The organism is Pelobacter seleniigenes DSM 18267 (assembly GCF_000711225.1).
Classification (GTDB): domain Bacteria; phylum Desulfobacterota; class Desulfuromonadia; order Desulfuromonadales; family Geopsychrobacteraceae; genus Seleniibacterium; species Seleniibacterium seleniigenes.
Genome location: NZ_JOMG01000002.1, coordinates 2,388,663 through 2,403,878, shown reverse-complemented (window position 1 = coordinate 2,403,878; position 15,216 = coordinate 2,388,663). Strand labels below are relative to the sequence as shown.

The window sequence follows — 15,216 nt, the reverse complement described above, 5'->3', positions numbered from 1 at the left end:
ATGACTATTTCCATCTGAGCGGATAATAAATTGGGTTCCCAGAAAGTCGAACAACGCGTTGAGGTCGGTACCAAGCAGCTCGGTGAATTTGTCACCGACGCCTATGCCCTGAACCTTTATCTGCGCAACAGCGAACTCGAGTGTAGTGCGTCGATCACTGTCTATGAAACGAACAACAGCCTCCCCCCCGCCGAACTGATCACCATCCTGCAAAAACACGGTATCACCACAACAGTCGACCTGGAACAGGTCGCCATCTTTTGCTCCCAGGCCGCCCAGGGACAAAAACTGGAGTATTTTCCCCTGGCCCAAGGGCAGGCGCCCACCCCCGGCGAAGATGGCTGGTTCGAACTGATCGTCAATACCGGCAAGGAAAAAAGCGACCTGGTCGAAGATGAGACCGGCCGGGTCGATTTCAAGTCCGTCCAGAGTTTCTCAAATATTGAACCGGGTCAAAAGATCGGGGTCATCTATCCGCCGACCCCGGGCGTAGCCGGGTTCACAGTCATCGGGAAACCGATCCCGGCCAAAGCCGGTCAACCCAGTCGTTTGATTGCGGGCAACGGCATCAAGATCAGTGACGACGGCACCCAGGTCATCGCGGAACGAGCCGGGCGGGCCGTGCTGGATAATCATGTCCTCAGCATCGCTGAAGAGATGGTGGTCACCGGCGACGTCGACTTGACGGTCGGCCATATTACCTTTAACGGCTTCGTCGATATCAAAGGTGACGTGCTGGATGATTTCCATATCACGGCCACCAAAGGGATCAATGTCACCGGAACCGTCGGCGCCTGTCAGATTCAAGCGGATGGGCCGGTCACCCTCGGCAGCATGGCCGGCAAGGGCATCGGCAAGGTCACCTGCAAAGGGACGTTCCGCAGCCGCTACCTCAACCAGGTCCAGATCGAATGCTGGGGCGACATTCATGTCGAGCATGAAGTCCGCAACTCCATTTTGAAAGCGACAGGCAGTATCCAGTGCCCGAAAGGTTTGCTTTCCGGAGGTGAAGCGGTCGCGCTGGAAGGCATCGAGGTAAAAATCCTCGGTGCCCGGGCCGGGGCGAAAACCTATGTCACCTCAGGCGTTTATTTCCCTGAAACTGACCGGCTGAAATTTCTCAGAACCCGCATCAAAAGCGTCATCGAACAGATCAAAAAAATCGGTGAAACCCTGACCGCCCTGAACAAAAAACCCCTGTCCGGGCTGCGCAATGCCTTGCGCGAAGCCATCGAACTGCGCATCGGTATTCTGACTCAGCGCCAGGTCAACCTGGACGAGGAACGCGAAGATCTCTCCGAAGAGCTGTTAAGCTTTCAAGTGACGGAACATAAGACCGCTAATCCCAAGATCAATATCCTCGGTTCGCTGAAAGAACGCGTGGTGATCAACCTCGGCGAGAGCAGCGAGGAATCGACCATGGAGGTTTCCGGCCCCACCTCCATCATCGAGAACACCAGTGCCGGCGGGCTGCGCTTCCTGACCTATTCCCCCCTCAAAGTTTCGGCTGAGAAGCTGCTGGAAGAAGAGTCGGAAACAACCTGATCCCGGCGGGAGTTCTTTCAGCCGGATCTTTTGCGAACCCGCTCAATGACTGTGGCAGCAGCCTGGTTGGCCGCATTGACGCAATCATTAAGACCGACACCCCCAAAGGCATTCCCGGTCAAAATCAGCTCGGGCATGGTCGCCAGCCGTTCCCTGATCGCGCCAACCCGGGCGGCATGCCCCCGCGTATACTGGGGTATGGCATGGCGATGGCGAAAGATCCGCACGAATTCCGGCTCACAGGTGATCCCCATGATCTGCCGCAGATCGGTCATGGTTTTGCTCTTGACTTCTTCCTCACTCAACTCGATGGCCGCTGGATTGGTCGCGCCCCCCATCATTGACCGCAGCAACACCTTACCGGCTGGAGCGCGATTGGGGAAGATACTTGAATCCCACAGGGTGCCAAGAATACTTTTCCCTTCGGCCTTGGGAATCAGATAGCCGAAACCGTCCAGATCACGTTCAATCCGCTCTCGTTCGTAGCCGAAGCAAACGACATTCATCGTGGCGTAGGGAATCTCTTTAAGCAACTCAGCAGCAGCACCACAAGACCGCTCCAACATCGCCGCAACGGCAAAAGCCGGAGCCGCGGTGACCACGATCTCAGCATCGTACTGCTCTCCCCCGGCAGCGGTCAGGATAAAGCCGCCATCTTTGGGCACCAACTCACTGATCGTGCAGCCCAGCAACAGCTCGCCCTGAAGAGCCGCGGCAGCCGCGTTGGTCAGGTCCTGGATGCCGCCGTTAAAAGAGGTCAAAACGCCGCCCGGACCAGCGGCACTGGCCACCACTTTACCGGCCTTTTGTTCGGCCCGCTTCTGTTTGGCCAATTTCAGCATCGCCTTCAGCAAACCGCCGTATTGTTGTTCCAGTTCGTAAATCCGCGGGAAACAGCTTTTCAGACTCATGGTTTCCGGGTCACCGGCAAAAATGCCGGACACCATCGGCGCAATCAGTTTGTCCAGGGCCTCGCTGCCCAGGCGCCGGCGCCCGAATTCAGCAAGAGTTTCATCCCCCTGGTCCTTGCGCTTGGGAATCAGCATTTCTCCGGCCAGGCGTAATTTCCCCGGCCACGAGATCAATCCCGACTTCAGAAACGAGGGACCGTTCTCCGGCAGGCGATGCAGCTCTTGTCCCGAATAAATAAACCGCTTCCGTGCATTGTCATCCGAGCGGAGGAGCAGGTTATCAACCCCCAGCTGTCGGCAGAGATCCAGGGTCATCGGTTTATTATCGAGAAAACCGTTCGGTCCCCACTCACAAATAAAACCATCCTCATGAATCGACCAGATTTTCCCACCGCTGCGAGAGTCTTTTTCAAACACACGGGTTTCCACGGTCAAGCCGGCACTTAGCGCCTGTTGTTCAATGGCGTAAGCCGTCGCCAATCCGGAAATACCGGCTCCGATTACAGCAATACGGGTCATAAAAGCTCCAGAAAAAAGCAGTTCATAGACTCTATTTGTGCCGCTTTACCTGCGACTCGCGGACGGGCTGATTTTTCAGCTGCCGTCCGCGCTAGACCATACCATAGATTTTTAACACATGAAATCGAATGGTTAAAAGATTTTGGAAAGAATTTTGCCGGCCAACACATTCAGGGGATTGGAACGACTCAGAAACGGAAAGAGACAACGGCGGCGCGGGCAGAGCAGTTCCATCTTGCGCAGCAGCAGCGGATGGCGCTGATAATGCAGGCCCTGTTGATAGAAGTGCAGGGCTTTCCCTTCATACCCGGCCACCTGGTAAATCCGCCCCAGGTTCAAATAAATCAGCGGATGCGTCCGATCAGCTTTGAGTGCTCGCAACGCCAGGTTAAGCGCCTTTTGCATGGTTTTTCGTTCGCAGGCCAGGCAATAGGCCTGATAAGACAACAGTAACGGGGTCATTTCGGCAGCCTTGAGCCGACTGAACAGGTTCATGGCCAAAGCGGTATTGCCCTGTTCAACAGCAGCAATCCCTTCGGCAATGCTGGCGTTCTCGACCGCTGCCGGGTGGTCTTGTACAAACATGTGGGGTACTCCTACTTTTCATTTTAGGTGGGTTTTCTACGCAACAATGTAGTTTATTTTCTTTTTCACCATTTTCAAGTGTATTTTGTGTATAAGTTTTGCCCTCTCCCGTATTTATTTAAATTTTATCCTCGGCAGACTCTTGACGCTTTAAATAGCCACTTTTATATTAACGCTGTTCAGTCATTTCCAGGAGATCCATACCCATGGCAGAAGACTATTATCACACCCTCGGTGTCGCACGAAACGCCGAGAGCGCAGAAATAAAAAAGGCCTACCGCAAACTGGCCCAGAAATATCACCCGGACAAGAATCCGGGCGATAAAAAAGCCGAGGACCAGTTTAAAAAAATCACCGAAGCTTATGCTGTTCTCTCCGATCCTGACAAGCGCCGCCAGTATGATCAGTTCGGGGCAGCGGGATTTCAGCAGCGCTACAGCCAGGAGGATATTTTCCGCAATATCAACCCCGGCGATATTTTCGGCAATGGCTTCAACGGGGAAGATCTGTTCAGTCAGCTGTTCGGCGGCGGCCGCAGGTCCAGAAGACCGGTCAAAGGCCAGGATTATTCGATGCAAATCAGCATTCCGTTTCGGTTGGCCGTGCAGGGCGGAGAACGCCGCATCGACTATCACTCCGAAGGGAAGGTCGAACAGATCAAAGTGCGGATTCCGGCAGGAATCGAAAGTGGCAGCAAACTCAGGGTTTCCGGTAAAGGCGGGGCGAACCCGGCCGGCGGCCCCCCCGGCGACCTGTTCCTGCATATCGATATTGAACCGGACCCGGTCTTTACCCGCGACGGCAATGATTTGCTGGTCAGAGCCGAGGTCCCGTTCAGCGGCGTCTGCCTGGGAACCTCGATTGAGGTCCCGACTCTGGACACCCCCAAACGCGTCAAGGTTCCGGCCGGGATCCAACCCGGACAAAAAATCAGATTGCGGGGATATGGCGTAGCCGCTGCGGGGAAAAGACCAGCTGGTGATCTCTATGCCGTTATCGAAGTATCCGTTCCCCGCAAATTGAGCCCAGAGCAAAAGGAACTGCTGGAACGTTTGCAGGAGGTCGACCTTTAGCAGCCTTTGTCAATTCCGTCCGGCAAAGCCACTGCGTCAATGGACAAAGCCAACACCATTTTGCGCCAGGCATTGATTTCATAAAAGCCGGGAAAAGCACGTTTTTCCCGGCGACACCCGCACAAGCTTCAGTCCGGAGCGGCGCAATAAGCCCCCCGGGCCCGCCTTGGCCAGCGCATTTTTTACTAGGCGCAGAGAGCAGCTTTGGAATAGTATAGAGCCGCTTTGTAGCCGGAGAGTTGCCGGCCACAGAAGGAATGCCGATATCGGCATTTTGTTTGCAATAACTGCCCATAACCGGAGCCCGAACCGTTCATGGCCCACGCAGGGTCCCGGTCAATGACTTTCGGAAGCGAGCCGAACGTGTCACAGTATTGCTCAAGCAAAAACCTGCTCCTGACCTTGTTGACGCTGTTAGCCCTGCTGGTGGTCGGCGGGCTGACCAATGCCTCAGCCTGTCTGCAGACCGGTAACGCCTGCCTCCGGCAATGTTCGACCGTAGCAACGCGGGTCAATGATTGTCATCCGGAGACATTCCGGAAGCTCGGCTCTTCGTTCTGTTGTCAGAGTGAATCCTGCCACAGGTCGGCCGGTTTGCCGCGTGCGCTGGGTGGCCCGGAATACCGGACTCAATCCGCCAACGCCCATCTGCTCATCCACGATTCCCGGCCGCTGACACCGCAGCTCCGCACCGCTGCAGACCTGGCAAGCTTGAGGGTTATGCCCGAACCGCGGCTTTTTTACCTGACCGCATCACTCGCCCCCCTGCAATCCCTCAGCAACCTACGCACTGTCGTCCTGCGGCATTGAATCTCCTGCTCAAGCACCGGTTGACCGGGCCAGGACGACTGGCTATATTGACCGAATCTGTCATATTTATCTGACAGATCAATTCTGTGTAGGAGATTTCAACTTTGGCTGAGAGACAAAAAGATTTTACCGACCGCGTCTGGGACTTCCTCTGTTCCCTGAAACTGACCATCATCCTGCTGCTGCTGCTGGCGGTCACCTCCATCATCGGCACCATACTGCAGCAGAACGCCCCTGCCGCCGAATACATCCAGGAATATGGGCAGAGCAACTATGAGTTGTTCAAAAGACTCCAGTTTATCGACATGTATCATTCGACCTGGTTTATCGGCATTCTGGCCCTGTTCAGCGTTAATCTGATCTGCTGTTCCATCAAAAACTTCCCCCGGGCCTGGCGCTTTATCAAGGAACCCACCCTGGTTCCCGGCCCCGGGCTGTTCAAAAACTCGGCGAACAGCACCGAGTTTACCGTCAAGGCAGACCGGCAGCAGGTTGCCCAGCGAGTGACCGAATTCCTGAAAAAGGAATTTGCCAAACCGACCATGACCGAAAAAGACGGTCAGCTGTGCTTTTTTGCCCAGAAAGGAATCTATTCTCGCTTCGGCGCCTACGTGACTCATGTTTCCATTCTGATCATCATGGCCGGTGCCATTATTGGCAATTTCTGGGGCTACAAAGCCTGGGTCAATATTGTCGAAGGAACCTCTGTCAATAAGGTTCAGCTGCGCAGTGGCGGAGAGATTGATCTTGGCTTCACGGTGCGCTGTGACGATTTCAACGTCAGCTATTACCCCGGCAGCAACCGCCCCAAGGATTACAACAGCGATCTGGTCATTCTCGAAAACGGCAAGGAAGTTCTTAAAAAGAGAATTGAAGTCAACGATCCGCTGACCTACAAGGGAATCACTTTCTATCAATCCAGTTACGGTCCCGCGGGAACGGCTGTTTTCAAGGTTCGGGTCACCGATAACGGCAGCGGCGAAACCATAACGGTCAATGCCAAACAAGGACAGCATATCAACCTGCCTAACGGCTATTCTTTTGCGGTGACCAACTTTACCGACAATGACCGCAACTTCGGCCCGGCCATGCAGCTGCATGTCAACACCCCGGATGGCAAACACGGCTCTCCCTTCGTGGTCTGGCAGAACTTTCCTGAATTCGATGTCAAACGCGGCGGCACCTTCAGTTTCGCCCTGCTCGGTTTTGACCAGCCGCAGTTCACCGGGCTACAGGTCGCCAAAGACCCGGGCGTCAATATCGTCTGGGCGGGCTGTTTCCTGATGGTCTTCGGCTCATTGACCGCCTTCTTCTTCTCCCACAAACGCCTCTGGGTTTGTCTGCGGGAGGAAAGCGGCAAGACCAAAGTCCAAATGGCCGGTAACGCCCACCGCAACCAGCCCGGCTTTTCGCTGGCCTTTGAGGAGTTGCAGCAGAAATTTGAATCAGCCGTCAAAAACGAATCCCAAAAGAAGGAGGGATAATCCATGGATAGCGGACAATTACTTAATCTGACAACCGTTGCCTACTTTTCCGCAATGGTGCTGTTTTTTGCCTATATCGCAACCAAGAACAAAACCGTGGCCCTGATCGCGACCCTTACTGCCCTGGCCGGGTTCGTGCTGCAGACCACGGCCCTCGGTTTGCGCTGGTATGAATCCTACCAGATCCTCGGCAGCGACGGCCGCGCGCCCTTGTCGAACCTGTATGAATCGGTGGTGTTTTTCGCCTGGTCGACGGTCTTGATCTACCTGATTATTGACTGGAAATATAAGCAGCGGACCATCGGCGCCTTTGTCATGCCGATCGCTCTGTTCAGCATGCTCTGGGCCCAGATGAGCCTAAACTCCAGCATTGACCCGCTGGTCCCGGCATTGCAGAGCAACTGGCTGACCTACCACGTCATCACCTGCTTCCTCGGCTACGCCGGCTTTGCCATCGCCTTTGGAGTTTCAGTGATGTACCTGCTGAAAATCGGCAAGGAGGAAAAACAGCAAGGGGATAAACCACTGGGAGGAATCCTCGGCATGTTTCCGCCGACCAAAGTTCTGGACGACCTCAATTACAAAGCGATCATGGTTGGCTTTCCCTTGCTCACCCTCGGCATCATTACCGGTGCGGCCTGGGCCAACTATGCCTGGGGCACGTACTGGAGCTGGGACCCCAAAGAAACCTGGAGTCTGATCGTCTGGTTCATTTATGCCGCCTTCATCCATGCCCGCTTTACCCGCGGCTGGGTTGGCCGCCGCGCCGCCTGGTTATCAGTGTTCGGTTTTGCCGCAACCCTGTTCTGTTATCTAGGGGTCAATCTGGTCCTTTCCGGTCTCCACTCTTACGGTGGTGCCTAGACTCAGCCTAGCGACATCCAGCGGCACAGCTCAGTTCAGCCGTAACTGTTCTGTGCCGCTGATTTTTATGCCCGCCAACCCTTGTTGCCACTAGCGATCTGCACCGGGAACTGCCTGAGTCCCGAAACTTGCAGTTGCAATATAAATTGCAACTGCAAGTTTCATTGCGCTGTCAATCCTGCATTAATTTCAAAGTGTTAAGCTCTGCCTCCTATTTGTAGGCTCAATTTTACTTGCAACCGCTGGTTCAAAACAATTCCGTATAAACTCCACCCAAAATCCTTTAAATCCAACACTTAGATCAAATTTATTAATTGGCACTTATTGTGCTTCACGTTGGGATCAAGATTATCTCATTGGAAAAGTGCGGACCGAAGTCGCACCACGGACAAACAGCGTCGGGGGGCAGACAACCCTGTGAGCACATCAGGGAGAAGGAGAAAGAATGAACTGGTTTAAAAATTTAAAGATCGGTCTCAAACTTGCGGTGGGTTTCGTGGTTATGATCCTACTCATGGTCGGCCTTGCCATGGACGGTTATTACAGCGTCGAAAAAATTGAGAGTTTACTTGAAGAAACCCTGCAGACCAGGCTACAGATCACCAACCTGATCCTGTCGGCTGACCGCGACCTTCAACAGATGCTGGTCGCCGAAAGGTCGCTGGTTTTTTCCACGCCCGGTTCCGAACAGTTCAAAGCCCAGTTGAAGGACTATCAGGAGAACAAAGAACAGGCCAAACAACGCTGGGACAAGGCTGCTGCGCTGTTTACTCAGACTGATAGCAAAGCCCTGGTCAAAACCTTTGCCCAAGACTGGGTGGCCTGGGAGAAACTTTCCAGCCAGGTTATCAATTATTGCCAAGCCGGAACGGACAGCGATCGGCAGCAAGCCATTGCACTCTCCATGGGTGCGGCAGGCAGCGCCTTTGAAACCATGCGTGAGCATATCAATACAGTACAAGATATCAACGATGCGGTCATCGTCGCAACCAAAGACCGCGCCGCTGAAGTTCACCACAGCATTCTTGTCAACGTCCTGATCCTGGTGTCCCTAGCCCTTCTGGCGGCTCTGGCGCTGGCTTTCTTCATGAACCGTTCGATCGCGGCTCCGATCAGAAAAGGGGTCGCCCTGGCCGAGCAGATCGCTCTGGGTGACCTGCGCCAGCGACTTAACCTCAATCAGAAAGATGAAGTGGGCCAGCTCGGCCTCGCCCTCGACCGGATGGTCGACAGCTTGAATTCCTCGGCGGATATGGCCGAAGCTCTTGCCGAAGGTGATTTGACCCGGGACGTCAAGGTCGCTTCCAAGCAGGATCGACTGGGCCATGCCCTCAAGACCATGGTGGAGAATCTGCGTGAGATCGTCGGCGGGATTCAACTCGCCGGGGAGCAGATTGCCTCCGGTGCCGGCCAGGTGGCCGACTCCAGTCAAAGCCTTTCCCAGGGGGCTACCGAATCGGCCAGTTCCCTGGAGGAAGTCTCCGCGTCCATGAATCAACTCACGGAACAGGTTCGCGTCAACTCGGAAAATGCCTCGGCAGCCAACCAGCTTGCCAGCGAATCGAAACTGGCCGCTGAACAAGGAAACCGGCAAATGGCGGAAATGGTCGGGGCCATGGACGAAATCAACAGTGCCGGCCAAAACATCTCCAAAATCATCAAGGTTATTGATGAAATCGCCTTCCAGACCAATCTGTTGGCGCTCAATGCTGCAGTCGAGGCCGCCCGGGCCGGTCAGCACGGCAAGGGCTTCGCCGTGGTTGCTGAAGAGGTTCGCAACCTTGCCGCCCGCAGCGCCAAGGCTGCGGAGGAGACCGCCGAACTCATTGAAGGCTCGGTCGCCCTCACCGCGCGGGGTTCACAAACAGCGCGGCAAACCGCAGAAGCGCTCAAGAACATCATGCAAGGAACCACCAAAGTCTCCGATATCCTGGAAGAGATCGCGCTGGCGTCCAACGAACAGGCGCAAGGGATCAGCCAGGTCACCACAGGCCTGACCCAGATCGATCAGGTCACCCAGCAGAACACGGCCAGTGCCGAAGAGAGTGCGGCAGCGGCAGAAGAACTCGCCAGTCAGGCGCAACAGCTACACACCATGTTGGCACAGTTCAAATTGAACCGCTCAACTTTGAAACCGGCGTCCGTACCGAGCAGAATGGCAACGCCCGCACCGACCGGCTGGGGAAGCCCCGCTCCGCAGCCCCGCGCGACGCGCTCGGCGGCACCACAGATCTCCCTGGACGATGATGATTTCGGCAGATTCTGAGCCTTGACCTGCTTTATCCCTGTTCAGATCAGCTGCATCGATCTGAACAGGGAACTGATTGACCTGGATGCGGTTTCCGGATAAGCTGATATCATTAGTTTTTTCAAAAACTGTCTATCAAGACACTATTGACGACAAGTATTCCCAAGGGGCACTCAGTGGCAAACCTGCCAGGTCAGGAAAAAAAAATACTGCTTATTTTCCACAACCCGCAACAATCCGAACTGCTCAAACAAAACCTTGAAGCCTGCGGCTTTGAGGTCCACTCCTGTAAATCGCTCCAAACCGCAAGCATGATGCTGGCTGCCGGTCGAAGAATTTCACTGACTTATTCCTGGCTGCTCATCAACAGCAACGCCCAAGATCTCTCCGACTTCCTCCAGGAAACACTCCTGCAGGCACAGCAGGCAGACCGTTTCAGGGTTATCTTCTTCCACCACCAGCTCGACATTGAACGCTTTTCGAACCTGGGTATCGCCAACGCCTACGCGGTTCCGGTCAGCGATACGATGAACAGCGCGGTCCTCGGCTCGACCCTCTATCAAATCATCGCCAAAGCTGAACGAGCAGCAGGTGGGCAGCTCCGGCCGCAGCCCCGCGTCCTGCTGGTCGAAGACAATGACATCGGCCGGCTTATGGCCAGAACGCTGCTGGAAAAACTCGGCTGTACGGTCGTTGAAGCCAGAAATGGTGCCGAAGCAGTCACCCGGGCCGAGCAGGAGGATTTCGACCTGCTGCTGACCGATATTCTCATGCCGGTCATGGGCGGAATTGAGGCGATCAGCCGTATCCGCAAACTCAAACCGGCAGCGCTGCCCATTGTCGCCATGTCCGCCAATGCCGACAGCAGCTGGAGCAACAGTTTTCACGCCGGTGCCGACGGCTATCTGGTCAAACCCTTTGCAATAGAAACCTTGCGCCGGGAGCTGGGCAAATGGATCAACCTGCCCGAATCCGTCACAACGGACCCAGCGCCTCCCACCTATCCCCCGCTGGAGCTACTGGCAGATCACCTCGCCATCACAACCGGACTGAACAGGGCCGGCGGAAAACTGTCGGTCTACCTGCGCATGCTGCATAGTTATCGCGAACATTTCGACAGCTTTGAACCCGCGCTGCGCCAGGAGCTGCAGGCCGGCGAATTGAGCGATGCCAGGCGGAGAATTCACAATCTGAAAGGAGTTGCCGGAACACTGGGGGCAACCAGGCTGTATGATTTATCCCGCCAGTTCGAGAAGCAGCTGAGCACGTCAGCAAAACCGGCTGGACTGGAAGCGCTGTTGCAGGAGCACCGGGAGCTCTGTACCCGGATCGATCAACTCCCCACGTTGGCAGCAACTCCGTCGGCGAGCTCATTACCGGCCGGAACCTCCGCTGAACTGCACGCCCTGCTGACGCAGATAAAAGCACTGGCCCTTAACCATCAAGCGCGACAGGTGAAGGAATGCCTCGGCCAGTTGCAGCAGAAAAGCTGGCCCCCCTGCTACGTGGAACAGCTCCAGGAACTGCAACGGCAATTAGAAACCTTCCAATATTCTGCCGCGACAGATATGATCAATACTCTTTTCCACAGCTGGCCGGATGATAAACATGGGGAACAGAAACAGCACAAACCTCAGTGAGGTTCTGCGGGCGTTATGGAAGATACCTTGAAAAGTCAGATTCTGGCGGTCGATGACAACCCGGTTAACCTTGAAGCACTGCTCGGCCTGCTTGGCGCCGACTATGATCTGCGCGTGGCCAGCGACGGGAAATCAGCCCTGGCGCTGATTGATAAAGGCTTTATTCCGGATCTGATCCTGCTCGATATCCTCATGCCGGGCATGGACGGCTATGAACTCTGTCAACACTTCAAAACCCGGGAAGAACTCAACGGGGTACCGTTCATCTTCCTGTCCGCCCTGGATAAGGAAGAGGACGAGGCCCTGGGCCTGCAACTCGGCGCGGCCGATTATATCGGCAAGCCGTTCCAGCCGGCAATTTTGCTGCAACGGATCAAGTTGCACCTGGAACTGAAAAGCTACCGGGTCAAACTGCAGTTGCTGGTTGCGGAAAAAACCCAGAAACTCAAGCAGGCTGAACAGCACGCCTTGCAGCAGGAGGCCCTCTACCGGGAATTGTTTAATAACATGGGCAATGCAGTGGTCGTCTGTGACGCCCTGGACAGCGGTGCCGAATTCATCGTTCGTAACCTGAATCGCTCTGGCGTCAGCGTTTTTCGCAAACAGTTGACGGAGGTCATCGGCAACAGGTTAAGCGAACTGATCCCGGATGCTGAAAAAGTCGGCCTGTTGCTCGCAATGCGCCGGGTCTGGACCTCAGGAAGCGCGGAACGGCTGCCGGCCAAGCGCTACCAGTCCGGGCAACGGAACCTGTGGATCGACAGCTATCTTTACAAACTCCCTTCCGGCCAGGTGGTCGGTATTTTCGACGACATCACCAAACGCAAGGAGATTGAAGCCAAGATCATCCAGGCCAAAGAAGAGTGGGAAAAAACCTTCGACGCCATGGCTGACTGCGTCACCATCCTGGACAGCGACCTGCGCATCATCCGAGCCAACAAAGCGACCCACGATCTGTTTGCAGCCCCCTACAACAGCCTCACCGGGAAAAAGTGCCACGAGCTGTTCAGCGGTACGGATACAATCTGCAACGACTGTCCGGCCGTTACCACCCTGCAGGAATTTACGGTCTGTTCACAAACGCGGACCCACGACTATCTGGAGAAAACCTTCGATATTTCCTGCTCCCTGCTGGAAGGGGAAGCAGGCGGGCCATCCTACCTGATTCATGTCGCCCGCGACGTCACCGAACACAGCCGGTTGCAGGAAGAGGTCAACCGGGCCAACCGTTTGGCGTCAATCGGCGAACTGGCGGCAGGTGTCGCCCATGAGATTAACAACCCGAACGGCCTGATTCTCCACAACAGCCGCCTGGTTATGGATGTTTACCGGGACCTGCTGCCGGTCCTGGAAAAACAGCTGCCCGAGGAAAAAGAGCTGTCTCTCGGCGGACTGGACAGGGAAGATATTTTCTCTTCGGTTCCGCAGATGCTCGACGATATTCACGGCGCATCACGCCGGATCAAACATATTGTCACCGAGTTGCGGGACTTCTCCTCTTACGACAACAATGACCCGCTGAATATGGTCGATCTGAATCAGGTCGTGCGCTCTTCGGTACACCTGGTGAAAAACACTCTCAAGCAGGCAACCGCCGACTTCAAGGTCGAGTTGGCCCCTGATCTGCCAACCACCCGCGGTATTCCGACCCGGTTGGAACAGGTCATCATCAACCTGCTCATCAATGCCTCCCAGGCCCTGGAAAGCCCCATGGACAGTATTTCCATCGCCACCGAATACGATCGGCCCCAGGAGCTGGTGCGGGTTCTGGTCAGGGATACCGGCAGCGGCATTCCGAGCGAATTGCGTGACCACATCTGCGAGCCCTTTGTCACCACCAAACGCCAAAAAGGCGGCGCCGGACTCGGTCTGTCTGTCTCCACTCGGATTATCAAAGCCCATAACGGCAAGTTGCGTTTTGTTCCCAACCAGCAGAAAGGCACCATAGCCATTGTCGAACTACCCGCAGGAGAAAACCTTCATGGCGAAGACTAAAGCGCTCTACCCTGAGCGGCCCGTGTTGATGATTGATGATGAGTTACCCTGGCTGCGCAGCATGACCATGTCCTTGAAATCCGTAGCCGGGATCACCAATATCCACCAATGCCAGGACAGTCGCAAGGCTTTGAACCTGCTGACCCAGGACAGCTACAGCCTGGTGCTGTTGGATCTGACCATGCCCCATACCAGCGGAGAAGAGCTGCTCAGACGAATCCGGGAGACCTACCCGCAAACACCGGTCATCATCATCAGCGGAATGAACCAGATCGAAACCGCGATCCGCTGTGTCAAGGAGGGCGCTGAAGATTTCTATGTCAAGACCGATGAGCGGGAACGTATCATCAACGGCATCCAGAAAGTCCTGAAACAGAATCGCCTGGAGCAGGAAATCCGGCAGCTCTCGGATTCGCTGCTCCAGGGCAAACGACAACAACACCCCGCGTTCGCTTCAATCGTCACTAGAAGTTCCAAGATGCATAGTATCTTCAACTATCTACAGGCGGTTGCCAACAGTGTGGAGCCGATTCTGATCGGTGGGGAGAGCGGCACCGGCAAAGAACTGATTACTAAATCCTTGCACCAGCTCTGTCATCCAGACAAGCCGCTGATCGCCGTCAACGTCGCCGGCCTTGACGATATGATGTTCAGCGATACCCTGTTCGGCCATATCAGGGGGGCGTTCACCGGCGCCGAACAAACCCGGCTGGGGATGATCGAAAAAGCCGCCAACGGTATCCTGTTTCTTGACGAAATCGGCGATCTCTCCATGGCTTCGCAGGTCAAATTGCTGAGACTGCTGCAGGAAGGTGAATATTATCCCCTCGGCAGCGATCAACCCCGACTGAGCAAAGCACGCATCCTGGTGGCAACCAATCAGAAGCTGGCGCAGAAAGAAGCAGAGGGAAGCTTTCGCAGGGATCTGCTCTATCGCCTGCATGCCCATCGCGTCGAGCTGCCACCGCTGCGCGAGCGGAAAGAAGATCTCCCGCTGCTCCTTGAGCATTTCCTGCAGGAAGCGGCAACAATCCTGGGCAAACCCGTGCCGACGTATCCGGCGGAACTGATCACGCTTCTGGCAACCTATCATTTTCCCGGCAATATTCGTGAGTTGCGGGCCATGGTTCACGACGCCGTCAGTGTTCACGGCAAAGGGGTGCTCTCCATGCAGAGGTTCAAGGAAGCCATCGGCCAGGAGCTCCCGGAACATGGTCCAAGTGTAGTCACCCCGGTTGGCCAACAGGTCAAGGTCCGCTTCAGCGACACCCTGCCAACCCTGAAGGAGGTCAGCCGGTTACTGATTGAGGAAGCCATGCAACGGGCGCAGGGCAACCAATCCATTGCGGCCAGAATGCTCGGCATTACTCATCAGGCCTTAAATCAGCGCCTGAAAAAAATGGAGGATTGAGACGACCGCAAAAACCAGCACAGTCCTCATTTCATGCAGCTGCCGACGCAACACTGTGGCAGCCCAGACACCAACTTGAGCAGGTTTTCCAGATGGAACGGCATATGTCCAACAGCCCTGGGGGTCCCGGA

At 55.3% G+C, this 15,216-nt stretch carries 11 protein-coding genes; 9 read left to right on the top strand and 2 right to left on the bottom strand.

What is annotated here, in order from left to right:
* Positions 1-30 precede the first annotated feature (30 nt).
* On the top strand, positions 31-1,545 hold the full coding sequence (locus N909_RS0113820) for a FapA family protein (protein WP_029916086.1): 1,515 nt from the start codon (positions 31-33) through the stop codon (positions 1,543-1,545).
* 17 nt (positions 1,546-1,562) lie between these two features.
* On the opposite strand, the gene hemG is transcribed toward N909_RS0113820, so the two are convergent.
* Positions 1,563-2,975 carry a protoporphyrinogen oxidase gene (gene hemG / locus N909_RS0113815; RefSeq protein ID WP_029916078.1) on the bottom strand — a complete coding sequence of 471 codons (1,413 nt, stop codon included), beginning with the start codon at positions 2,973-2,975 and terminating at the stop codon, positions 1,563-1,565.
* 132 nt (positions 2,976-3,107) lie between these two features.
* Positions 3,108-3,560, bottom strand: coding sequence for a hypothetical protein (locus N909_RS0113810; RefSeq protein WP_029916076.1), 453 nt, complete (start codon positions 3,558-3,560; stop codon positions 3,108-3,110).
* Between the two features lie 206 nt (positions 3,561-3,766).
* Here N909_RS0113810 and N909_RS0113805 point away from each other — a divergent pair, with 206 nt between their 5' ends.
* From N909_RS0113805 to N909_RS0113760, 8 genes are all read left to right on the top strand, one after another.
* Positions 3,767-4,633: a DnaJ C-terminal domain-containing protein gene (locus N909_RS0113805; protein ID WP_029916074.1), complete on the top strand. Its 867-nt coding sequence runs from the start codon at positions 3,767-3,769 to the stop codon at positions 4,631-4,633.
* A 339-nt stretch (positions 4,634-4,972) separates the two neighbouring features.
* The gene (locus N909_RS0113795) at positions 4,973-5,443 is read left to right on the top strand and encodes a hypothetical protein (RefSeq protein WP_029916072.1); all 471 of its coding nucleotides are present in this window, start codon (positions 4,973-4,975) and stop codon (positions 5,441-5,443) included.
* Positions 5,444-5,547: 104 nt separating this feature from the next.
* Complete coding sequence (resB, locus tag N909_RS0113790) at positions 5,548-6,927, top strand: cytochrome c biogenesis protein ResB (protein WP_029916070.1); 1,380 nt, start codon at positions 5,548-5,550, stop codon at positions 6,925-6,927.
* A gap of 3 nt (positions 6,928-6,930) precedes the next feature.
* On the top strand, positions 6,931-7,791 hold the full coding sequence (gene ccsB / locus N909_RS0113785; protein ID WP_029916068.1) for a c-type cytochrome biogenesis protein CcsB: 861 nt from the start codon (positions 6,931-6,933) through the stop codon (positions 7,789-7,791).
* Between the two features lie 445 nt (positions 7,792-8,236).
* Positions 8,237-10,057 (top strand): methyl-accepting chemotaxis protein, encoded by a 1,821-nt coding sequence (locus N909_RS23880; protein ID WP_051689764.1) that lies wholly within the window; start codon positions 8,237-8,239, stop codon positions 10,055-10,057.
* 158 nt (positions 10,058-10,215) lie between these two features.
* A complete protein-coding gene (locus N909_RS0113770) occupies positions 10,216-11,679 on the top strand; it encodes a response regulator (RefSeq protein ID WP_029916065.1) in 1,464 nt (487 codons plus the stop codon).
* A gap of 27 nt (positions 11,680-11,706) precedes the next feature.
* Positions 11,707-13,674: a response regulator gene (locus N909_RS24705; protein ID WP_162179123.1), complete on the top strand. Its 1,968-nt coding sequence runs from the start codon at positions 11,707-11,709 to the stop codon at positions 13,672-13,674.
* Positions 13,661-15,085, top strand: coding sequence for a sigma-54-dependent transcriptional regulator (locus N909_RS0113760; protein ID WP_029916062.1), 1,425 nt, complete (start codon positions 13,661-13,663; stop codon positions 15,083-15,085). Before N909_RS24705 ends, N909_RS0113760 begins: the two co-directional genes overlap by 14 nt.
* Positions 15,086-15,216 lie beyond the last annotated feature (131 nt).

Excerpts from the sequence above, each read along its gene's own strand:
- N909_RS0113810 (WP_029916076.1), bottom strand. The coding sequence starts at position 3,560 with ATGTTTGTACAAGACCACCCGGCAGCGGTCGAGAACGCCAGCATTGCC.
- N909_RS23880 (WP_051689764.1), top strand. The coding sequence starts at position 8,237 with ATGAACTGGTTTAAAAATTTAAAGATCGGTCTCAAACTTGCGGTGGGT.
- ccsB (WP_029916068.1), top strand. The coding sequence starts at position 6,931 with ATGGATAGCGGACAATTACTTAATCTGACAACCGTTGCCTACTTTTCC.
- N909_RS0113805 (WP_029916074.1), top strand. The coding sequence starts at position 3,767 with ATGGCAGAAGACTATTATCACACCCTCGGTGTCGCACGAAACGCCGAG.
- hemG (WP_029916078.1), bottom strand. The coding sequence starts at position 2,975 with ATGACCCGTATTGCTGTAATCGGAGCCGGTATTTCCGGATTGGCGACG.
- N909_RS0113795 (WP_029916072.1), top strand. The coding sequence starts at position 4,973 with ATGACTTTCGGAAGCGAGCCGAACGTGTCACAGTATTGCTCAAGCAAA.
- N909_RS0113760 (WP_029916062.1), top strand. The coding sequence starts at position 13,661 with ATGGCGAAGACTAAAGCGCTCTACCCTGAGCGGCCCGTGTTGATGATT.